Here is a 21,134-nt window from a genome sequence, read left to right as displayed (position 1 = left end):
AACAAAAATAATTAAGACTAAGCATAACATTAAATGGTAGCGATTGCAAATAGTTTGGGGAAACTTTTTTCCAGCAATTTTTAATACTCTCTAAATTCATTTAAAATCAAGCAGTAACCAATGGGCTCTATCTATTCAGATGACGGCTTCATGACCTCCCACATGCATTTATCAAAACAAAAACCTCTCGTATAACAAGAGGTTTTTGTAAATGTTCAAATCGAATATTTATTTTTCGGTAATGAACTTTTCTACCATTTCTTCTAAAATGGCCGATTCTTTTGCTAAATCTTCATTTTGTTCCTTCAATCCAGTCATTATGGTGCTTTGTTGAATTGCAGCTGCCGAGATTTGCTCCGTTGTTGCGACTCCTTCTTCTGAAATCGCCGCAATTTCCTGAATGGATGCCAGGCTTTCATCCGAAGACTCATTGATTTTTTTCGAATGTGCGGCTAATCGTTCCGTGCCTTTCAGTAATTTCTCTACGGATTCAAATATCTTATTGAAAATCTCGCCATTGTTTTCCACTAAGGAAACACCATTTAATATATCCTGAAAACTCTCATCATTATTTTGGATGACTTTGGCTGTTTGTTCATTAATCCGCATAATGGATTCTGAAATGATATCGATGGATTCATCTGTTTGCACAGCCAATTTTTGCACCTCTTGAGCCACTACGGCAAAACCTCTGCCGGCATCACCCGCCCGTGCCGCTTCAATGGAAGCATTCAGGGATAGCAGGTTCGTTTGAGAAGCAATCACCCTTATTAAGCCAATCACTTCATTTATCTTCACTACATCCTCTTCCAGGCTCACCAAATTGGCTTTATTCGCTTGGCCATTTTCCATGATTTTATCCATCTGGCTCGTTACATCTTGCACTTGTTTACTTCCTTGTTCAGCAAGTGTATTGGTATGCAAGGTAAATTCATTCATTTCATTCGTTTGTTCGTTCATTAAACGGATTGTGTCCGTTAAGTCACTGATCATATTGGAAATTCGGTCAATATGATGGGCACGTTCTTCTGAAGCTTTTGCTTCTTCCGTTGTCCCCGTCACTATCTGGCCATAGGATTCCACCATCTCCTCAAAGGATTGCTGAATGGACACTGTCGTTTGATTCATCGTTTGGGCATGTTCACGGACATTCTGGATAATACGGGCCAAACTTAACCTCATATCTTCGAATCCATTTGAAAGATTGCCAATCTCATCCTGTCTACCAACGGGAATCGATTTACTTAAGTCCCCTTTTGCCATTTCATTCGTGTAACCAACAAGTTCATTGACGGGTCCCGAAATCTTTTTCCCGATGACAACGGCGCATAGCACACCTAATATAACGGCACTTGCAAGAAATACGATATTATAGAATATCATTGTGCTTTTTAATTCATCAATGAATTTTGCATCCATATCGATTCCGACAATCGCGCCCGTTCCTTTGATTGGCGTAAAGTACGACTTGTGTGTACCCCACTTATCTTTATATATTTCACTTAATACGTCTTCGTTTCCATTTATCGATTTTGCCTGTTCCGGCGTGAAAGGGGATTCCACCATGTAGTCCTCGCTGCCGTTCAAGGCTACAATCATGTCGGCATCATTCTCCCGCTTCAACACATAAACATATTCAATTCCCTTTTTATCTTCAACAAAGGCATCTAGTTTCCGCCTAATCTCTTCGCCCCGTTCGGAAGCTTTGTTTATCAAAGTGGGATTGAGGCTCGCTGCTAAACTGTGGGCATTTTCAGAAAGGCGATCATCGAATTGCGGAAGGACATTCTCATTGATCATTTTATTAGTAATATAGGAAAAGCAAAGACCCATGGCCCCTGCGAAAAGTACGAAAGGAATAATATAAAACAAGAATAGTTTTGCCAGCAAAGATTTTTTAGGATTAAGCTTTGAAAATCTCATTTCCATGCCCCCCTTAGATGAAAACCAGGTGTTTTATAGTCAAATATGGTATTAAGTCCAAATGGAGCAATTGGAGATTTTCATCCAAATCCTCACTTCTATAAAAGATGATTGCCATGCTCCGCTCATTTTGAAAAGGAAGCTGCCTATATTCCAAAACATGTTCGAATTCATGACGAAGTCCATCATGATCAATACATGAAACATCTTCCGGATTTATTTCCAGCGGTACCTCTGCAAAGAAAAAGCTATATATATGATCGTCCATCTCTTCCAATATCCGATTCCAATCAGGTTTCGTTCCTGAAAAATAGTGTTCATACATATTCATTCCATAGGCATGGTAACCTAGATCCGTTGTACCCGCCCCAGCAAAACGCAGGGGATTGATTTCAATGGGTATCACCCGGTTTTCCTTTTTGCGAATTTCAAAGTGTACAGGGTAATTCCTAAGTGGAAGGACCGTTTGAATAATCTTCATGAACTTTAGTGCATCATGATAGATTTCGTTAATGGCCAACTTCGAAGTATAATAAATTCGATCGGAAGTATCGTAATCATCCTTGAATAATCGTTTGAAGATATTCAAAATGACCGGTTCACCATCTTGATTGTAATAGCCATCAATGGCATACTCTTCACCCTGAATCCACTCTTCTATTAAAACGGTCTGGGAACCGACCACTTCTGAATCATATAATCCATCCGAATGAAGTAAATCCGCTTTAAGCTGGTTCACGGCTATATCCCAATCCTGCTCATTCTTGACTTTGTGGACCCCTACACTCGAATAGCCAATATTGGGTTTGATAACTACCGGAAACGGTATTTGATTTTTATCCAGGTCACTTATTATGGATAAATCAATATCTTGGAAATAGAAATCGGGATATAAAGATTTCGTCAAATTTCGCACCTGACTCTTATCCTTCAATAACTTTGACCAAATGTATTCATTGCTATTCGGTTGGAAATGACCTAATAATGTTATGCCATTTTCAGAGTTTGTAAGAATTCTTTTGTCCATTTCCATGGACTTGAAAAATTCGGTATCTTTTTGAATGTTTAGCTTTTCTGATGTTAATGCGACTCCCCATTGCCCTTGTTCCAGCACTGGAATTTGCTGTTCCTCCAACACCTTTAGAAGAATTGGCGACACAATGGACTCATTCAAAATAATCATTTTTTCCACCTAACTTATACTGTTTTTTGTATCTCCATATTTAATCGGTCAAAAGCGGTAAGTATTTAGCTTATATAGGGATTATTATTAAAAATGCATTAAAAATAAAGATATCAATATATCTTTTTACCTATCCCATCAGATCTAGCCTTGAGGTCCTTGCACATACCATCGAATATTTAATTTTCTTGTATCTTCATTAAAAAAGGCCGACACTATTTTAAGTGTCCGCCATATTTTTTCAAATTTATCATTCAGAAAAAGTTCACCACTAATTTTCGTGGAATAATTAAGACTAGTTCATATTCAATTCATAACTTCTATATATACTTGCCCTATGAAGATCAAGAAAGGATGTATTTCATATGTCAGAAGAAAAAAATCAAAAGGGATGGCGCCAGTTCATTCGGTTAGTTCAACAAACGAAGCCTTCTAAACTAATGATAGGGATTGCATTGGCATTAAGCCTTGGTACAACGGGTGTAGGTTTATTAGTCCCTTTATTCACAAAAAATCTAATTAATGATTTTTCGATCAGCTCACTAAGTACTGAACGGATCACCCTTCTCGTTCTTGCCATCATCGTTCAAGCATTGGCCAGTGGATTTTCCATCTATTTATTAAATCGGATCGGTCAATCTGTAGTGGCGGGTATCCGCGATCAACTATGGAAAAAATTACTCGTATTGCCCGTGAGTTATTTTGATGAACATCCCTCTGGAGAAACAGTCAGCCGAATGACAAATGATACAACTGTAGTGAAGGGATTAATCTCTGAACACCTCTCAAATTTCGTTACTGGAATCATTTCCATCGTAGGCTCCATGATCGTGTTATTCGTACTGGATTGGAAAATGACATTATTGATGTTCACTGCAATTCCACTCTCTGTTTTGATATTAATGCCATTAGGGAAAAAAATGCATAAAATTTCAAAAGGGATGCAGGACGAGACAGCAAGCTTCACCGCAGTCCTTCAGCAGGTGCTAACGGAAATACGCCTTGTTAAAGCTTCGAATGCAGAAGCTTTGGAATATCAAAATGGAAAAAAAGGAATCCATAAATTATTTCAATTCGGATTAAAAGAGGCAAAAATCCAAGCGTTGATTGCGCCGCTAATGAGTTTTGTGATGATGGCATTACTCGTGCTGATTTTAGGTTATGGTGGAATGCGCGTTTCTTCAGGAGCCCTGACAGCTGGAGCTCTAGTTGCATTCATCATGTATCTTTTCCAAATAATCATGCCAATGGCTCAATTAGCTAGTTTCTTTACACAATTCCAAAAAGCAACGGGTGCAACAGAGCGCATCATTTCCATTCTGGATTCAGTGGAGGAAGAAGATGCGATGCAGCCAGTTCAAAATATAAGTCAATCAATCAGCGTGGAGAACCTGAACTATAGTTATAATAATGGAGAACAGGTACTTAAAGATATAAGCTTTAACGTTGAAGCCGGAAAGGTCACTGCAATTGTCGGCCCAAGCGGCAGCGGAAAAACGACCCTTTTTTCGTTATTCGAGCGTTTCTACAAACCACAGCAAGGGTCCATATCCATAGGCGGGAAAAACATAAATGATTTCACACTCCTTTCATGGAGAAGCCAGATTGGATATGTTTCACAAGAAAGCCCGATTGTATCAGGTACAATTCGAGATAATATTTGTTATGGCATCGAACGGGATATAACGGATGAGGAATTAAATCAAGTGGCTAAAATGGCGTATGCAGATCAGTTCATTTCTCATCTTTCGAACGGATATGATACAGAGGTTGGTGAAAGGGGCATGAAATTATCAGGGGGTCAAAGACAAAGAATCGCGATCGCTCGTGCATTTTTAAGAAACCCCAAAATATTAATGCTTGATGAAGCTACTTCCAGCCTAGACAGCAAATCAGAAAAAGTGGTTCAACAGGCATTGAATGATTTAATGAAAGGCCGAACAACAATAGTTATCGCCCACCGCCTATCGACCGTTATCGGTTCAGATCAAATCATCTTCCTTGAAAAAGGGAAAATAACAGGCAGCGGTACACATAAAGAGCTGTATCATACGCATTCATTATATCGAGAATTTGCTGAACAGCAGTTGCACAAACTTGAACTGGCCTAATTCACCGAAAGGAAAGAAGAAGGATGACAAAAATATTGATAGTAGATGATGATGCACATATTCGCGAACTTATAAACCTGTTGTTAAGAAAAGAAGGATTCGATCTATATGAGGCCCGAGATGGACTGCAAGCATTGAAAGTAATGGAGAAGGTGAAAATCGATTTGGCAGTCATCGATATTATGATGCCTAACATGGATGGATGGCAATTATGCAAAGAGTTAAGGGAATTTAGTGATATCCCCATTTTAATGCTGACTGCAAAAGGGGAAACAACTCAAAAAGTAAAAGGATTCGGTCTTGGGGCAGATGATTATCTTGTAAAGCCATTTGAACCGATCGAATTGGTTCTTAGAATAAAGGCATTACTTAAACGGTATAAAATCACTATTTCACAAACATTAAATATCGGCGAATTAAAGATGAATCGCAACACGCATGAAATGTCATTCAAAGAACAGGAATATACGATTCCATTAAAAGAATTCGAATTGTTGTTTAAATTAGCAAGCTATCCTGGAAAAACTTTTTCCAGGGAAGATCTTATTGAAGACATTTGGGGCTATGATTATGAAGGTGATGAACGAACTGTCGATGTACATATTAAAAGAGTGAGAGAACGGTTTCCGGAATCGGAGTTCCCCTTCCAAATTAAAACGATTTGGGGATTGGGCTACCGTTTGGAGATAACGAGATGAGAAGCAATCGATTTTTCAAACAAATGCTTGGCATATTGTTTTTTCTTACGTTTAATTCAATTTGCTTTTCGGCCGGGTACTATATCATTGAGCTATTGCCATTAAGGTTACCCGATTTTGTACGGTATCTGACCACAATCATCACAAGCATCGCAATCATGATATTAATTGGCTATCTTATGCATGCCATCCATCACAATAAACGGGCAAATATTTACCTCGAGATCATTGATGCCTTAAGGAAAATAGCAAATGGCGATTATAATGTTCAATTGGATTTTAAAATCGATAGGAAAAACGAAATGACCGATATCATTAACCACTTCAATCACATGGCCAAGCAATTGAAGCAAATGGAAGAGATGCGGCAGGAATTCATCTCTAACGTCTCACACGAAATACAGTCGCCCCTAACCTCCATCGTAGGATTTGCCCAAGCTCTTCAATATAATAAGCTGACAATCGAAGAACGAAATCATTATCTTCATATAATTGAGACAGAGAGCAGGAGATTATCTAAATTAAGTGATAACCTTCTAAAGCTTACATCCCTGGAATCTGAGCATCATCCTTTTGAAAGGACAGACTTCCGGCTGGATCAGCAAATACGAACCATTATTTTGGCTTGTGAACCGACGTGGTTGGAAAAAGAACTCGAAATGGATATATCTTTAGAAAAGATTCGAATTTTTGCAGACCAGGATTTAATGAGCCAAGTATGGACAAATTTAATACACAATAGTGTCAAATTCACCAGCCATCGTGGAAAGATCACGATTCGATTACAACAGATTGATGACCTGGCATCCATAACGATATCCGACAATGGAATTGGCATATCTGAAACAGACCAGTTCCATATATTCGAACGATTCTATAAAGCCGACCTGGCAAGGGAACGTACAAAAAGCGGGAGCGGTTTAGGTCTGTCCATCGTGAAAAAGATTATTGAAATGCATGAAGGGACCATATCCGTGGAAAGTGAGCTCGATAAGGGAACGACTTTCACCATTCTGCTTCCTATTTCGTGAAGGGTTTTGTGATTGTTAAGTACCTTTTATAAAAGAGGTTGATCATTAATGCTGCCTTATTGTTAACAACACTGCCCAGTTCGTTGATGATTATCTTGTAATATCAACGCTTCTATTAAAAGAAAATGGCTATCCAGAACAGGTGATTGTGGGGAAATTTGCAAAAAAAGATTGAAACAGGAAATGGAGAATTTAATCAGATCGTTGGGGCGTATCGTTGGGTTCAAATCAGGTTCGATCCCAACGGTTAACAAGCCGGAAGAATTGTTGGTGGCAATAATATGGACATCGACCTCAAAGAAATCCTCTTAAATGAAATCGTTATGAATTAGGTTCATTTTAATACCTGTATTATCTTTGATTAAAATTTATTTTATTGTTAGGAAAAGAACATACATCAAAAACAGTAAAATAATATATCCATCAAAGAATTTAACTTTTCCACTTTGAAATTGATTATTTTTTCTTACCTTTATAAATAAAAAAGTTAATATTGATAGAAAAAATATTAAACCTGTTATGGCAGTAATTGGAGACACCATTACCTTAAAATAAGTTTCAGTAACCTTTTCTGGGAAATGCATGATGATCCTCATTATTTCATTCACTAAAAAGTGAAAAAAGATAGCCGGAACAATACTTCCAGTATAGATGGTTAATAGTGCAAAAGAGATACCAATTACAAATGCAAAAACCAAGTTTCCCACCGTCATATGATAAATGCTAAAAATAAGAGCACTTAAAATTATGGCCGACTTTATGTTCATTCTCTGATATTGTTTTAATAATATGCCTCTAAAAAGAATTTCTTCACTAATCGCCACTGAAAAGCCAATCATGATAATGCTGTAAAAACTTATGTTTTTACTACTCTCCATAAGTGTATTAACAATTTTTTCAGCAGTAAGCCATTCGCCGGTTAGTAGATAATATTGAATCCTACCAAAAAACATAGTTATCATGTGAACTATAATACCCATTAAAATACCAAGAAGTATATATTTTATATGTACCTTTTTAAGCCTAATGCTCGATAAGGTTATTTTTTTCTTTTTTAAGAAAAGAAAAAGCACATAGATAAAAACCAGTTTACTTAAAAAGAAAAATAATTGTTTGTTTATTTGGAAAAAAAGTTCTTGTAATATAAGTTGTGCAAAAGGAAAAATAATCATAATTAGTATTGTTATATATAATATAAAGCGATGAGTTTGCTTAATATTAGTATCCATTCTTACCCCTTTTTATATAAAAATTTCAAATTCTAAATAAACTCTCTTTTTAGAATAAGGGTTTGCATTTGCACTATTTCTAACTTATTTTATTGCTACTTTTTTATATTTAATGTAAGTTTCATTTCTTTGTTCTGTTTTTATCAAATTACCAGTTGGGTTATATGTTTTTAGAGTTCCAGTCAATTTCCATGTTTCTTTGTACTGGTTCCATTTTTTCGATGCCGAATATACCTTTTCCCCCCCACCAGAAACAGCTATTATACCATCTTTTTCCATCTTAAAGGTAAGGTTTAGACTCCATTTTGTATCATCAGTCACTTTTTTGTGAAAGACACTTGATTATCGTTTATCTGTGGCTGTATATCGATTACAAGTAGCACACACCGGAGATATACCAATTCTATTATTAGTCATTTCTCCTGTTTTTTCATCTACTAGTATAGGTATTTTTTGACCTAAAGGTACATCAGTGCCTGATAGAGTTGTATATTCTGTCAGAAACTCACCTGATTGGCTTTCCTCTTTTAAATCAACTTCTTTAGTTCGAGAACTTGCAAAGGTTGATACGGGATTAAATCCAAACAAAAATACAGGAATTATTAATATAAAAAGATATAGTAACTTCTTCATTTCTTCACCCCACCTAATATTTTTTCCTTAAATACCCACTATGAATTTTTGTTTTAATATCTTAAGTAGTTTGGTTGTAATATTTGTATATCTCGATTTTATCAAAAACCAAAAGCACAAGGAGTTCCAAATCTGGAACTCCTTGTGCTTTTTTGAACTTTAAACTATTTATGGAATCGCAACCGTAAGGGTAAGGTCATTAAGGAGGGAGAATCTTCCTTTTTGCCTATGGAGCTAGATCAGAAGGCAGATATGGGGATCTTATAACCTCAGGACCACATCGTTTCACTTCTAATATTGAACAGAACCCCGAATAATGGACACTTTAATAGAGGTTCAGCTCACCCTTAACTAATCCGATTTTTTATTTATTTCCTCCAAAAAGTTGAACAGTCTGCCTTATCAAAAATATTAAACTCGATCATTTTTTCAAGTAATGAATAATCAACCGGACTGTCCCACTTGATACGTACCAACTGCTTGGTTTGATCATAGCCAGCCTGCACGATTTCATCAGAAAAATGATCAATCCCTGCCTTTTCAGGGGCAACAGCCAAATGATGTTTCGCTACACTAAAGCCAATAATATATGTGTCATGATCGGTAAACATAGGCTGATTCCACGCAATCTTCGGCATTAAATTTGGAAATTTCTTAGTTACCCAAGCCAAGACTTCTTCCGTTCGGTCCCTATGTTGCGGGTTATCAATATTCGCTAAAAATTCTGCAAAAACTTCCATGTCATTCTCTCCTAAATTAAAAAATTTTTATGAAGATGTTATTTTCATTCCAATACGCCCCAGCTTCGATAGAATTACAGCTTCATTTTCCACATCGCCTAAATTTAATGCCTTATGGATTTCTTTCAACAATGCACTATAGGAAGATCTTTAACTTTGCTCTAATGGATGCCGTGATTACCTACCGATGGATTTAATAGATTGCATTAAACAACTTTATTGTCACTGCACATCGTTTCCTATTCCTTAGAATGCTTTAAACCACTTATCAACTTGAGAGGTTCTCGTTGTTTTAGACATAAAAAATACCCCTTTGGCTAATCATAGCCAAAGGGGTAAAGCTTCGCAACTTTTTAAAAACAGTTAATCTTTATTTAGATCTACCTAACATTGTTCAGTTACAAAAAAAGTCGGGTACTGATTGGATATTTGGCATCCGTTCGTTGAGGAAAAAATCTTGTATTATTGTACCTCTATGACAAAAGTATAAGAGGAGTCTCCATTTGACCATTTAGCGTTAATTTCAATTACATACTTTCCTTTTTCCGACGGTAAGGTTATGTGGTGTTGATTCAAAGGTAATTCTTCACCACGTTTTTCTCCTTCCCATAAATAAGCCTGTAATTGTGGTTGGGAGCCATCATTAAACTCTACATTTGCTACTGAACTTTGTTCAACTATTTTCGCTTTCATATCTTCAGCTATTTGAATTGGTGCAGCAGCATCGGCGATAACCGTAGTATTAGAGAGTAAACGCTTTTTTTCCCACTGATAAGTACCTCTAGCTGTTTCGATATTTTCATCATTTATTTTCACTATCGCTTCTGGTGGTTCTTCTTTGGTTTCATTTGAACAACCTACTACTATAAGTAAGAACAGCATCAATATAGCGAAAAAATATTTCTTATTTTTCACATTAATCCCACCTTTTTTCTGTTAGACGTTAACTATTTATAAAAGTTACATGCCTTCTTCTACAATCCTGCAACGCATTTGTGGAATGGAAATAAAAGTGAAAGATTTTTAAGGGAGGGATCGTAATGGTTCCATCCTTTTTTTGATATACATAAGAGAATGAAAGAAGACCACAATAGGTAGTCTCTTCTATTTGTTTAAAACCAACAATAAGTTTAACAAACGCTATCTAAAGGTAATTTAATACTGAATCTCGAAATTCAAAGGATTAATTTAAAGACCAGCCTGATATCCAGGCTGGTCTTTTGGTTTATTAGTAACAAGAATTATTCTTAATTTCCAATCTCGCTAGAACAGGACTACCGCAGCAACTAGAAGCTAGATTCATACTGTACACTCCTGTTTCAGGGAGATTCAACTGTATCTCTTTCGCACCTTTGACATCCCCTGTAAGGTAATCCACAACATCAATATTTATTGAAGTCCCCAGCTGAGTTAGTTCTTTATCCGCTAATATAAACAAGTATTATATTTAAAAAAGAAGCATAGGATATAACCTATGCTTCTAGTGCTTAATCTTATTATCGAGTACCCGACTTTGTTGTCCAGTACCCAACTTTGTTGTCTTTCAACAAACATACATTGCATTCATTCCGACTTACTCAACCGTTACACTTTTCGCTAGATTACGCGGTTTATCCACGTCACATTCGCGGTGCAAGGCTGCGTAGTAAGCAATGAGCTGCAGCGGGATAACAGAGATAAGGGGTGTTAATAGTTCATTCACTTCCGGGATGACGAAACGGTCATCCTCTTCTTCAAGCCCCTTCATGGAAATGATGCAAGGGTTGGCGCCTCGGGCAACCACTTCCTTTACATTACCACGGATGCTTAGGTTGACACCCGCTTGCGTAGCAAGGGCTATGACAGGTGTACCTTCTTCAATCAAGGCGATCGTTCCATGTTTAAGCTCTCCGCCAGCAAAGCCTTCCGCCTGGATGTATGAAATCTCCTTCAGCTTAAGGGCCCCTTCAAGCACAACATAGTAATCAAGGGAACGGCCGATGAAGAAGCAGTTTCTTGTAACGGACAAATATTCACGGGCAATATCTTCCATCTCTTCTTTTGAATCACATAGGGCTTCCATTGCTGTCGCAACGATTCCAAGCTCTTTTACAAGGTCGAAATCATACTCCATGTTACGGAATTGGCCAGTTACATTCGCTAAGATCGATAAGACTGCCACTTGAGCTGTGTAGGCCTTTGTAGAGGCAACGGCAATTTCAGGGCCAGCATGCAGCAAGAGCGTATAATCCGCTTCACGTGACAATGTAGAGCCAGGTACGTTCGTGATGGTCAGGGCTTTATGACCAAGCGCTTTGATGGACACTAACACGGCACGGCTATCTGCAGTTTCACCACTTTGTGAAATGAAGATGAATAGCGGTTTTTTCGATAATAACGGCATATTGTAAGTGAATTCCGATGCCACATGGACCTCAACCGGAATTTCAGTCATTTTTTCGATGAATTGCTTACCAATCAACCCTGCATGATAGCTGGTTCCGCAAGCGATGATATAAATACGGTCAGCCTCACTTACGGCTTCAGTAATGCTATAATCGATTGCAAGTTTACCTTCTTCATTTTGGTATGCTTGAATGATTTTACGTATGACAGCTGGCTGCTCGTCGACTTCTTTAAGCATATAGTGCGGATACGTACCTTTTTCAATATCACTCGCATCCAGTTCAGCAGTGTATGGAGCACGCATGACTTCTTCGTTGGAAAGGTTCTTGATCGTTACCTTTTCTTTTGTCACGATAACCATTTCCTTATCCATCAGTTCAAGGAATTGATCTGTGACTTGCAACATGGCCATTGCATCCGAAGCGACAACGTTAAAGTCTTTTCCGACACCGATTAGCAGCGGGCTTTTATTTTTTGCGACTAAGATGGTTTCATCATTTTCAGCATCCAATAGGGCAATGGCATATGAACCCTCCAGAAGAGTGAGTGTTTGACGGAACGCCTCTTCCACTTCCATGCCCTCGTTTACGAACTTCTCTATGAGTTGAACGATGACTTCCGTATCCGTTTCACTTTTAAAGGCAACATCCTTCAAATATTCACGTTTTAGAATCGCATAGTTTTCAATGACCCCATTATGAACTAAAGTCAATCGACCTGAATTACTTTGGTGAGGATGGGCATTTTCACGGCTTGGCACACCATGGGTGGCCCAGCGTGTATGTCCTATTCCAGTATGTGCCATAGTATTTTCATCCACGGCTCCGCGTAAGTCCGCGATTCTTCCCTTTTCCTTAAAGATTGTAACGCCTGCTTCATTTCTCACAGCAATCCCTGAAGAGTCATAACCGCGGTATTCAAGTTTTTCAAGACCTTTTAATAAAATTTCCTTTGCATCGTTAAGTCCAATATATCCAACAATTCCACACATAATTTCTGTTCCTCCAACCGATTCGAGGGAACAGGAATGCACGGGGGCATCCCTGCCCCCTCATCTCTGATATATATTTTTTAAAAAGGAAATGCCTTAAAGCACTTTTTCCCTTTGTGCATTTCCAACCCTTTGTGCAGTAAGTTGCCCTACTGTTTTAAGATTGGAATTACTGCGGCTGTGCACTTCAGCCGGGAGGTATCCGCCGATCATTCGATAAACCTCCTCCTCGTCAACTAAGCCATTTCTCGTCCAGACCTAGTTCAGGCGCTTTTGTGAATCCGTTTCTCCTTGCCTACCCTCCTTTTTAACACAACCCTTTTCAGAAAATGAGTTGTAAATCAGGATAATCATACCTTAAACAAGGGACATAGGTCAATTCTTTATTACCAAGACCTAAAAAAAGTACTTCTTAATAAAAATATGCATAAAAGGAAATTACGTTCCTTTTATGCATAGGATTAATTATTCGTTCATTCCCATTTCCGCTCTTACAACTGCGACGATGCGATCTACATAATTAGTGCATTCCTCAGCTGTCGGTGCTTCAGCCATAACACGGACTAGCGGTTCAGTACCGGATGGTCTCACCAAAATTCGACCGTTTCCGTCCATTTCCTCTTCGACTGCCTTGATGACTTCCTGTACCTTTTCATTATCGGTTACAGCGTGTTTATCGGTAACTCTGACATTGACCAGCGTTTGTGGATATTTCTTCATCTCGCCAGCGAGCTCCGATAAGGTTTTTTGGGTATCACTCATGATGTTCACAAGCTGCAGGCCCGTCAATAAGCCATCGCCTGTCGTATTATAGTCCAGGAAGATGATATGTCCGGATTGTTCGCCGCCAAGGTTATAGCCGCCTTTTCGCATCTCCTCGACCACATAGCGATCCCCCACTGCCGTCTGGGCGCTTTGTATACCATGCTCTTCAAGACCTTTATAAAAACCAAGGTTGCTCATGATCGTAGAAACCACTGTTCCCTGTTTCAGACGGTTATTTTCTTTCAAGTATTTCGCACAGATATACATGATTTGATCGCCGTCCACTATATTTCCTTTTTCATCTATCGCAATGACGCGGTCTCCGTCACCATCGAATGCAAGTCCGACATCCGCACCTTTTTCCTTTAAGAATTCAGCAAGTGCCTCAGGATGGGTGGAACCTACCTTATCATTAATGTTCAAGCCATTGGGCGATGCCCCCATCGTAGAGATGTCTGCATCAAGATCTGCAAACAAATGCATTGCCAAGGCAGATGTCGCCCCATGTGCACAATCAAGAGCAACATGAATGCCTGTAAAATCTTCATCCACTGATTGTTTCAAGTACTGGAGATACTTTTGCCCTCCTTCGAAATAATCGTTCAAATGGCCTAAATCTCCGCCTACAGGGCGTGGAAGTTCATCCTTTTCCATATCTAATAGTGCTTCAATTTCCGCTTCTTGATCATCGGACAACTTAAACCCATCCGGTCCAAAGAATTTAATCCCATTATCCGCTACCGGATTATGAGAAGCGGAAATCATGACACCTGCTTCAGCACTTAAGGCCTTTGTTAAATAGGCAACTCCCGGTGTCGAAATGACACCGAGGCGCATCACCTCAGCCCCAATGGATAAAAGACCGGCAACAAGCGCACCTTCCAGCATTTCACCTGAAATTCGAGTATCGCGTCCTATCAGCACTTTGGGTTTCTCTGTATTTCTAGTAAGCACGTAGCCACCAAAACGGCCTAGTTTAAATGCCAACTCCGGTGTTAATTCGCTATTCGCTATACCCCTGACTCCGTCTGTTCCAAAATATTTACCCATCTTTATCGCTCCTTCTTCGAATCGTTACTGAATTTAATGATGATGTTAAAGGAAGGTCATGTCTCTTCGTCTTTTTGTGAGATGGTGACCGAAACCGTTTTAGAATCCAGTTCCCATTCCACTCCCTCAGGCACTGTTACCGCCAAATCCACATCATGCGTACCTTCATCTAAATTACTCACATCTACTGTAAGATTAATGTCGTCTTTAGTTATTTTCTTCAAATCATCCGCCTCACCAAGCAAAGTGATGCTAGTTACATCGGATTCCAATTCGGCATTTTGGTCATCCTGTATGCCCACAGGCACTATTTGTATATTGTTGAAAGTTTTAGACTCAATGGCAGCCGGTTCATCTTCTTCTGCTTCTTCTTCGACTACTTGTTCTTCTTGTTTTTGTTCGGTTTCTGGTTCTTCCTCTTCTACGACTGGCTCTGCATTCTCTTCATCCACATCAACTTTCTCTGTACGAATCTTGACCTTTGCCTTACCCAAGGACATTTTTTGTACACTTTCCGGTTTATCAAGATCAAGTTCCAGTTCTGTATCACCATCAATTTTCGAGATATTTACAGGAAGAACTACTTCATCTATTTTCTCCAGGCTCGCTTCCGAACCAAATAAGGTGACCTCTTTTGGGTCGACACTTATACTCGTGATTCTGATGCCATCCTTTGTCTTGCCAGTTTGCTTCGGTGCTATCGACACCGTCTTGGAAGGAATGCTCACTTCTAAGGAAACTGAAACAGTAGATGGCTCGATCGTCACATCCAGCTTGTTCAAGTCCCTGTCCAGGGCTTTAACGGTTGCCTTGCTGTTCACCGTTTCGTTAAGTCCCTTACTTATTTCAAGGTTTGCCTTTACATAGGAAATTTGTTCAATCGCATCTTTAGCACCCGTTATTTTGACAGTTTTCGGGCTGACTGTTGGCTGGCCAGCTGTATATCCCTCTTCAAGTAAAGAGCTATTATACTCGGCTTCAACGGGGAATTCCTTCGTCACCCGTTCCTGAACGTTGACCTCCGCATATTCCGGATCGATCGTCGCCACTAACTTTTCATTCAAATCACTTATTTTAAATGTGACAGTTCTGTCCCCCATTGAGATTGCAGGATCGGAAAGGTCTACATACACTTTAAAGTCCCTTTGGTTTTTCGCATTTATCAATAAGCTTTTTGCTCCCTTTAGAGTAACATCAACCGTCTCCGGCACTCCGCTCACCACTAGATTCTCACGGTCATAGTACACTTCAACCGGTACATTTTCGATGGTCTCCGTACTGATTTCAGGGGCAGTCGATAAACCAAGGGATTTTTTATCCGACTCCATTTCGAAGTTAATGGAAATGAACAAAAGTGCCGCCAAGGCAAAAGCTACGATTCTCATAAACCAAGCGCTATTGGTGAATTTATCCATTCTTTTTCCCCCTCCAGTTAAAGATGCTTGAGGAAGTTGATTTGATGTTTTCCACTACCAGTTCACTTGTAAGCATGGCCCTAAATGATTCTTGATTCAAATCCCGGTAAAGTTCCCCGTTTTTAGTGACGGATATCCCTCCCGTTTCTTCTGAAACGACAATCGTAAGACTATCCGTAACTTCACTCATGCCTATGGCTGCCCTATGCCGTGTGCCAAGTTCCTTTGATATGAATGGACTCTCTGATAGTGGCAAATAGCAAGCTGCAGCTGCCACCTGGTTATTTTGCAGAATAACTGCACCATCATGGAGCGGCGTATTAGGGATGAAGATATTAATGAGCAGTTCTGAAGAAATATAGGATTTTAGCGGTATCCCCGTTTCAACATAATCCCCTAGCTCCGTACCTTTTTCTATCGTAATCAAGGCTCCGATCCGCCTTTTTGCCATATAGGTGGACGCCTTTAGGATTTCTTCGACTAAACGCTCTTGCTGATTCTCTTCCGGAACGGTGCCCCTTGCAAAGAGCTTCCCGCGTCCTAATTGTTCAAGTGCCCTTCTCAGTTCAGGTTGAAAAATGACGAGAATCGCCAATACTCCCCAATTCATGACTTGTGCCATTAACCATCCGAGTGTATTGAAACCAAACAGGTTGCTTAAGCTTTTTACAATGACAATTACAAAAATTCCTTTTAGCAGCTGAATAGCCTTCGTGCCCCGAATAATAGTTAACAATTTATATATCACAAACCATACAAGGAGAATATCAATGAAATTTACTACATAGTCCCAAACAGTCAAGTTGGTTAAAGACATGTTGTTTCCTCCAGTCAGTATTACTCCAAATACAAATTACAATCTTTATACGATAACCTTAATAGTATACCATTTTTTAAATGATACATCTAAAAACTAGTGTGAGAAATTTACATAGGAAAAATGAATCATGAAAAAGGGTTCCCTTCCCTTTAAAAAATAAAGCTGAGCGAAGTCACCGTAAATGAAAAAACGGTGCCCCCTCCCAGCTTTATTCCTTATTCCTTTTTCTCCTCTTTAGCAGGAACCAACGAGGTTGCAGTATCCTTTACTTTATACCACATCCACTCAAAAGCTTGGTCAATAACATGGATGCTTCCAGTCACATTCCCTGCCTTTGACATATATTTATGCCCATTTATGACTGTCACATCTCCCTCTACTTCACCATCTATTTGAATGTTACCATTTTGAACTACCACATTCCCCTTGATTGTCTCACCTTCAGGCACAATCACCGTTTCACCTTCGACCACTAAGTTAGGCTGCTTTGATACTGAAAAATGTTCGTCCTGATTATAAGTGGAAAAAACAGATCCTGTCATCAATATGATGAACATCGCTGCCGCTGTCATGAAGGGATGGCTTTTGAACCAACGTTTGGCACCTGTTGTTTTCGTTTCCTTTGGCAATTGAGCCATAACCTTTGCTGTAAAGTCATCCGGGGCCTTTATATGGGAAGTGCTTTGTACAAGAGCGACCGCCTTTTTCATTTCATGAAAGTAATCCCGGCATTCAGCACAGTTATGCAAGTGCTCCCGTAAAACTTCTTTATGCTCCGGTTTGATGTCCTCATCTAAATAATCATGCATATATTCAATGATTTCCTCATGGCAGTTCATTTTTCTCACCTTCTTTTTATAAATGGCGTAGTTGTTTACGCAAGGCTTCCCGACCGCGATGTATCCTCGTCTTAACCGTACCGACCGGCAAATCGAGTATTTCACTGATTTCCTTTAGAGATAACTCTTCAATATACTTCAATACGATTACCGATCGGTATTTCTCGGGCAATTTCATTATTTCCACTTGAATGGTTTCCTGTAGTTCTAAAGATTCAACCTCTTCCTCGGGTTTCGCCATATCCGATGCAATTTGGGAATACATATTCAATCCCTCTGTTCCTGCCACCTCTGCATCTAAATAGTAATCCGGTTTTTTCTTGCGAAGCCGGTCAATACAAAGATTGGTCGCAATCCGGTATAACCATGTAGAAAATTTCATTTGTATATTGAAACTTCGAATATTCACGTAGGCCCTTACAAAGGCCTCTTGTGCCAAATCTTCTGCTTCTTGCCTGTTTCCGAGCATCCTGAAACATATTTGGAACACTTTGTCCTTGTATATTTCGACAATTTCCCCAAATGCATTATGGTCTCCCTTTAATACTTGATTAATTCTCTCTCTAATGAGTGCATCCATTTTCCGGTATTACCCCCGCTCATGCGGCTATACGATTACTACGAACCGTAAGCTAAAAGGTTTCAAAAATTTAATACATTAATTTTAACAAAGTTTTACATTTTATGTTTAAGAAAAAAAAAACAGGGCTATATAGTAAGAAATTGTAAAATCCAAGGGAGTGATTCTCTATATGACTGCAGAACAAATTTTAGACCATATTGAACAATACAGACAGAAAATGATGTTTTTGGCTTCCCGTTCTTCGATGGTGGATAATGAAGTTGTTGAAGTTAGCAGCAAACTGGATTCTTTAATCATCCAATACATCCATTTAACTAAAAATGGAGACCTCACTGACAGACGTGCCCTCAAGTGAATATGGATATACGATTGCAACCATTTATCTATAGATATGTTCCTGTTACATACACCCTAGTAAATAAACCTACGTCTTCTAGCATATAAAAAACAGTAACCCATTACAAGCCGGTTACTGTTTCTTTTATTTTTTCAGTTATAATAATTTTTCTCCAAATAGCGAACCCATTAGGGCCACGGCCACGATCGCCGTCTTATTTCGCTCATCTAAAACGGGATTCACTTCAACGAATTCAGCTGATGTAATCAAGTTGGATTCCGCAAGCATTTCCATGGCCAAATGACTTTCCCGATAACTTATACCACCAATCACCGGTGTCCCCACTCCGGGTGCATCTGCTGGGTCGACTCCATCCAAATCCAATGAAAGGTGGACGCCATCCGTTCTCTCCCTTAAATAATCAATGCATTCTTCCATGACCCGTGCCATTCCCATGCGGTCGATCTCATGCATCGTGAATACTTTAATCCCTTTCTCACGGATAAGTTCTTTTTCCCCTTCATCCAATGACCTTGCTCCAATTATTACGATGTTTTCCGGTTTCACTTTTGGAGCAAAACCATGGATATTGATTAGGTCCGGATGTCCAAGCCCAATACTGACAGCTAGGGGCATACCGTGTATATTCCCTGATGGTGAAGTATCTTCCGTATTTAAATCCCCATGTGCGTCGTACCAAATCACACCCACATTTTCATAGTGCTTCGCGACTCCTGCCAGTGTACCTATAGCTATGGAATGGTCTCCTCCCAATACAAGCGGAAAGGAACCCCCTTCTATTATTTCATCAACTCTTGTAGCTAACAGGGAGTTACCCTTCGCTACAAGCTGTAAGTTTTTTAGATTTGTCCCAGGCTCATCTGCATTTTCAGGGCGCCCTACAATTATATCCCCTAAATCCTCTACTGCTATATTCAACTTTTCAAGACGCTCGACAATCTCTGCGCAGCGAATGGCACTAGGTCCCATATCCACCCCTCGCCTTGCTTGACCGAGGTCCATAGGCAACCCGATGACGGAAATTTTCTGAATAGACATACAATTCCCCCTTTCCATCATTTTATATCGTATATGCCGATTGGTTCAACTCGACATTTCCATGTATAAAGATGCACGTTCCTATCACATATGTTTTTTGTGAAATAATATCTTTCTGGGGATTAGTTTGCCCAATTATGTCTTAAACAAAAAAAAGTCTTAAACCATTTTTGGCTTAAGACGTAAGTTTTGGTGTATGTAGTTGATGGTGGAGCCTAGCGGGATCGAACCGCTGACCTCCTGCGTGCAAGGCAGGCGCTCTCCCAGCTGAGCTAAGGCCCCTAAGGGATTTAAAATTTATTAAGCGGAAGACGGGATTCGAACCCGCGACCCCAACCTTGGCAAGGTTGTATTCTACCACTGAACTACTTCCGCAAATGGCTGGGCTAGAAGGGATCGAACCTTCGCATGACGGAATCAAAATCCGTTGCCTTACCGCTTGGCTATAGCCCAATATATGATATGTAATGATTAATGTTCAACAAAATAAAAAGGTGGTAATCATATATTTCCCCAATACAGAGAATATATAACTGATCCACAGGATTTTATTAAAATGGTGGAGGGGGGCAGATTCGAACTGCCGAACCCGAAGGAGCGGATTTACAGTCCGCCGCGTTTAGCCACTTCGCTACCCCTCCGCAATATATGGTTGTAAATGGTGCCGGCAAGAGGACTTGAACCCCCAACCTACTGATTACAAGTCAGTTGCTCTACCAGTTGAGCTACACCGGCAAGTAAAGAATAAAATGGTGGAGGATGACGGGATCGAACCGCCGACCCTCTGCTTGTAAGGCAGATGCTCTCCCAGCTGAGCTAATCCTCCGAATTAAATGGTGACCCGTACGGGATTCGAACCCGTGTTACCGCCGTGAAAGGGCGGTGTCTTAACCGCTTGACCAACGGGCCGAACTTTTTTTGTGTTCATAGATAGATTGGGAAGCTCCCAAGCGGATTCGAACCGCTGACCTCTTCCTTACCATGGAAGTGCTCTACCTACTGAGCTATGGAAGCATATGGCTCCGCAGGTAGGACTCGAACCTACGACCGTTCGGTTAACAGCCGAATGCTCTACCACTGAGCTACTGCGGAATAATATAATGTTTCCTAAAACCCATTTAAAGATTTAAATGAATAGCCTGGCAACGTCCTACTCTCACAGGGGGAAACCCCCAACTACCATCGGCGCTGAAGAACTTAACTTCCGTGTTCGGAATGGGAACGGGTGTGACCTCTTCGCCATCATTGCCAGACTATATTCATTTTTGAAGAATTTTCATTCCTTCAAAACTAGATAATAAGAAGGTATTTCATTTTTTAAAAAGCGTTGGTTAAGTCCTCG

At 39.6% G+C, this 21,134-nt stretch carries 18 protein-coding genes, 9 tRNA genes and 1 rRNA gene; 4 read left to right on the top strand and 24 right to left on the bottom strand.

Going from position 1 to position 21,134, the window contains the following annotated elements; translation table 11 throughout:
- Positions 1–228: 228 nt before the first annotated feature.
- Entirely contained in the window at positions 229–1,923 is a 1,695-nt protein-coding gene (locus FNK51_RS04670; RefSeq protein ID WP_181762183.1) for a methyl-accepting chemotaxis protein, read from the bottom strand.
- Positions 1,924–1,936: 13 nt separating this feature from the next.
- Positions 1,937–3,106 carry an ATP-grasp domain-containing protein gene (locus tag FNK51_RS04665; protein WP_141992586.1) on the bottom strand — a complete coding sequence of 390 codons (1,170 nt, stop codon included), beginning with the start codon at positions 3,104–3,106 and terminating at the stop codon, positions 1,937–1,939.
- Between the two features lie 365 nt (positions 3,107–3,471).
- On the opposite strand from FNK51_RS04665, the gene FNK51_RS04660 reads away from it, so the two are divergent.
- From FNK51_RS04660 to FNK51_RS04650, 3 genes are read left to right on the top strand one after another with little or no spacing between them, the layout of a single operon-like run.
- Positions 3,472–5,217, top strand: a complete 1,746-nt coding sequence (locus FNK51_RS04660) for an ABC transporter ATP-binding protein (protein WP_141992585.1) — start codon at positions 3,472–3,474, stop codon at positions 5,215–5,217.
- A 23-nt stretch (positions 5,218–5,240) separates the two neighbouring features.
- Positions 5,241–5,915, top strand: a complete 675-nt coding sequence (locus FNK51_RS04655; RefSeq protein WP_141992584.1) for a response regulator transcription factor — start codon at positions 5,241–5,243, stop codon at positions 5,913–5,915.
- Positions 5,912–6,946 carry a sensor histidine kinase gene (locus tag FNK51_RS04650; RefSeq protein WP_141992583.1) on the top strand — a complete coding sequence of 345 codons (1,035 nt, stop codon included), beginning with the start codon at positions 5,912–5,914 and terminating at the stop codon, positions 6,944–6,946. Before FNK51_RS04655 ends, FNK51_RS04650 begins: the two co-directional genes overlap by 4 nt.
- Before the next feature lie 368 nt (positions 6,947–7,314).
- On the opposite strand, the gene FNK51_RS04645 is transcribed toward FNK51_RS04650, so the two are convergent.
- The 11 genes from FNK51_RS04645 to sigW form a co-directional block, all read right to left on the bottom strand.
- Entirely contained in the window at positions 7,315–8,175 is an 861-nt protein-coding gene (locus tag FNK51_RS04645) for a CPBP family intramembrane glutamic endopeptidase (protein ID WP_141992582.1), read from the bottom strand.
- Between the two features lie 84 nt (positions 8,176–8,259).
- Positions 8,260–8,496: a hypothetical protein gene (locus FNK51_RS04640; RefSeq protein ID WP_141992581.1), complete on the bottom strand. Its 237-nt coding sequence runs from the start codon at positions 8,494–8,496 to the stop codon at positions 8,260–8,262.
- A 21-nt stretch (positions 8,497–8,517) separates the two neighbouring features.
- Positions 8,518–8,808 carry a hypothetical protein gene (locus FNK51_RS04635; protein WP_141992580.1) on the bottom strand — a complete coding sequence of 97 codons (291 nt, stop codon included), beginning with the start codon at positions 8,806–8,808 and terminating at the stop codon, positions 8,518–8,520.
- Between the two features lie 368 nt (positions 8,809–9,176).
- Positions 9,177–9,548, bottom strand: a complete 372-nt coding sequence (locus tag FNK51_RS04630) for an iron chaperone (RefSeq protein WP_141992579.1) — start codon at positions 9,546–9,548, stop codon at positions 9,177–9,179.
- Positions 9,549–10,010: 462 nt separating this feature from the next.
- Positions 10,011–10,463, bottom strand: coding sequence for a hypothetical protein (locus FNK51_RS04625; RefSeq protein WP_141992578.1), 453 nt, complete (start codon positions 10,461–10,463; stop codon positions 10,011–10,013).
- Between the two features lie 658 nt (positions 10,464–11,121).
- On the bottom strand, positions 11,122–12,924 hold the full coding sequence (gene glmS / locus FNK51_RS04620; protein ID WP_098371736.1) for a glutamine--fructose-6-phosphate transaminase (isomerizing): 1,803 nt from the start codon (positions 12,922–12,924) through the stop codon (positions 11,122–11,124).
- A gap of 465 nt (positions 12,925–13,389) precedes the next feature.
- Entirely contained in the window at positions 13,390–14,739 is a 1,350-nt protein-coding gene (gene glmM / locus FNK51_RS04615; protein ID WP_141992577.1) for a phosphoglucosamine mutase, read from the bottom strand.
- A 56-nt stretch (positions 14,740–14,795) separates the two neighbouring features.
- The gene (locus FNK51_RS04610) at positions 14,796–16,154 is read right to left on the bottom strand and encodes a CdaR family protein (RefSeq protein WP_141992576.1); all 1,359 of its coding nucleotides are present in this window, start codon (positions 16,152–16,154) and stop codon (positions 14,796–14,798) included.
- Positions 16,147–16,971 (bottom strand): diadenylate cyclase CdaA, encoded by an 825-nt coding sequence (gene cdaA / locus FNK51_RS04605; RefSeq protein ID WP_034304935.1) that lies wholly within the window; start codon positions 16,969–16,971, stop codon positions 16,147–16,149. The genes FNK51_RS04610 and cdaA overlap by 8 nt, the downstream gene beginning before the upstream one ends.
- A gap of 218 nt (positions 16,972–17,189) precedes the next feature.
- On the bottom strand, positions 17,190–17,813 hold the full coding sequence (locus FNK51_RS04600) for an anti-sigma factor family protein (protein ID WP_063236210.1): 624 nt from the start codon (positions 17,811–17,813) through the stop codon (positions 17,190–17,192).
- A 16-nt stretch (positions 17,814–17,829) separates the two neighbouring features.
- Entirely contained in the window at positions 17,830–18,393 is a 564-nt protein-coding gene (sigW, locus tag FNK51_RS04595; RefSeq protein WP_098371732.1) for an RNA polymerase sigma factor SigW, read from the bottom strand.
- A gap of 172 nt (positions 18,394–18,565) precedes the next feature.
- Here sigW and FNK51_RS04590 point away from each other — a divergent pair, with 172 nt between their 5' ends.
- A complete protein-coding gene (locus tag FNK51_RS04590; protein ID WP_076372678.1) occupies positions 18,566–18,751 on the top strand; it encodes an aspartyl-phosphate phosphatase Spo0E family protein in 186 nt (61 codons plus the stop codon).
- Positions 18,752–18,889: 138 nt separating this feature from the next.
- Here the strand turns inward: FNK51_RS04590 and rocF are convergent, their stop codons facing one another.
- The 11 genes from rocF to rrf all read right to left on the bottom strand — a co-directional run bounded on the left by rocF (position 18,890) and on the right by rrf (position 21,045).
- Complete coding sequence (gene rocF, locus FNK51_RS04585; RefSeq protein WP_141992575.1) at positions 18,890–19,792, bottom strand: arginase; 903 nt, start codon at positions 19,790–19,792, stop codon at positions 18,890–18,892.
- A gap of 206 nt (positions 19,793–19,998) precedes the next feature.
- Positions 19,999–20,074 (bottom strand) — tRNA-Ala (locus FNK51_RS04580).
- A gap of 21 nt (positions 20,075–20,095) precedes the next feature.
- Positions 20,096–20,167: transfer RNA gene (locus FNK51_RS04575), tRNA-Gly, on the bottom strand.
- Positions 20,168–20,170: 3 nt separating this feature from the next.
- A tRNA-Gln gene (locus FNK51_RS04570) sits at positions 20,171–20,245 on the bottom strand.
- 104 nt (positions 20,246–20,349) lie between these two features.
- Positions 20,350–20,433, bottom strand: a tRNA-Tyr gene (locus FNK51_RS04565).
- Positions 20,434–20,451: 18 nt separating this feature from the next.
- Positions 20,452–20,527 (bottom strand) — tRNA-Thr (locus FNK51_RS04560).
- 15 nt (positions 20,528–20,542) lie between these two features.
- Positions 20,543–20,618 (bottom strand) — tRNA-Val (locus FNK51_RS04555).
- A gap of 8 nt (positions 20,619–20,626) precedes the next feature.
- Positions 20,627–20,701: transfer RNA gene (locus FNK51_RS04550), tRNA-Glu, on the bottom strand.
- A gap of 32 nt (positions 20,702–20,733) precedes the next feature.
- A tRNA-Thr gene (locus FNK51_RS04545) sits at positions 20,734–20,806 on the bottom strand.
- Positions 20,807–20,809: 3 nt separating this feature from the next.
- A tRNA-Asn gene (locus FNK51_RS04540) sits at positions 20,810–20,884 on the bottom strand.
- 45 nt (positions 20,885–20,929) lie between these two features.
- A 5S ribosomal RNA gene (gene rrf / locus FNK51_RS04535) occupies positions 20,930–21,045 on the bottom strand.
- Positions 21,046–21,134 lie beyond the last annotated feature (89 nt).

This window comes from Bacillus sp. B4EP4a (assembly GCF_006680105.1).
In the GTDB taxonomy this organism is placed as follows: Bacteria; Bacillota; Bacilli; order Bacillales; family DSM-1321; genus Peribacillus; species Peribacillus simplex_E.
Note: the sequence above shows the minus strand (reverse complement) of the source record. Positions and strands in the feature narration are given on the sequence as shown.

Coding starts and splice junctions, on each gene's coding strand:
- FNK51_RS04670 (WP_181762183.1), bottom strand. CDS start 1,923: ATGAGATTTTCAAAGCTTAATCCTAAAAAATCTTTGCTGGCAAAACTA.
- FNK51_RS04665 (WP_141992586.1), bottom strand. CDS start 3,106: ATGATTATTTTGAATGAGTCCATTGTGTCGCCAATTCTTCTAAAGGTG.
- FNK51_RS04660 (WP_141992585.1), top strand. CDS start 3,472: ATGTCAGAAGAAAAAAATCAAAAGGGATGGCGCCAGTTCATTCGGTTA.
- FNK51_RS04655 (WP_141992584.1), top strand. CDS start 5,241: ATGACAAAAATATTGATAGTAGATGATGATGCACATATTCGCGAACTT.
- FNK51_RS04650 (WP_141992583.1), top strand. CDS start 5,912: ATGAGAAGCAATCGATTTTTCAAACAAATGCTTGGCATATTGTTTTTT.
- FNK51_RS04645 (WP_141992582.1), bottom strand. CDS start 8,175: ATGGATACTAATATTAAGCAAACTCATCGCTTTATATTATATATAACA.
- FNK51_RS04635 (WP_141992580.1), bottom strand. CDS start 8,808: ATGAAGAAGTTACTATATCTTTTTATATTAATAATTCCTGTATTTTTG.
- FNK51_RS04630 (WP_141992579.1), bottom strand. CDS start 9,548: ATGGAAGTTTTTGCAGAATTTTTAGCGAATATTGATAACCCGCAACAT.
- glmS (WP_098371736.1), bottom strand. CDS start 12,924: ATGTGTGGAATTGTTGGATATATTGGACTTAACGATGCAAAGGAAATT.
- glmM (WP_141992577.1), bottom strand. CDS start 14,739: ATGGGTAAATATTTTGGAACAGACGGAGTCAGGGGTATAGCGAATAGC.
- FNK51_RS04610 (WP_141992576.1), bottom strand. CDS start 16,154: ATGGATAAATTCACCAATAGCGCTTGGTTTATGAGAATCGTAGCTTTT.
- cdaA (WP_034304935.1), bottom strand. CDS start 16,971: ATGTCTTTAACCAACTTGACTGTTTGGGACTATGTAGTAAATTTCATT.
- FNK51_RS04600 (WP_063236210.1), bottom strand. CDS start 17,813: ATGAACTGCCATGAGGAAATCATTGAATATATGCATGATTATTTAGAT.
- sigW (WP_098371732.1), bottom strand. CDS start 18,393: ATGGATGCACTCATTAGAGAGAGAATTAATCAAGTATTAAAGGGAGAC.
- FNK51_RS04590 (WP_076372678.1), top strand. CDS start 18,566: ATGACTGCAGAACAAATTTTAGACCATATTGAACAATACAGACAGAAA.
- rocF (WP_141992575.1), bottom strand. CDS start 19,792: ATGTCTATTCAGAAAATTTCCGTCATCGGGTTGCCTATGGACCTCGGT.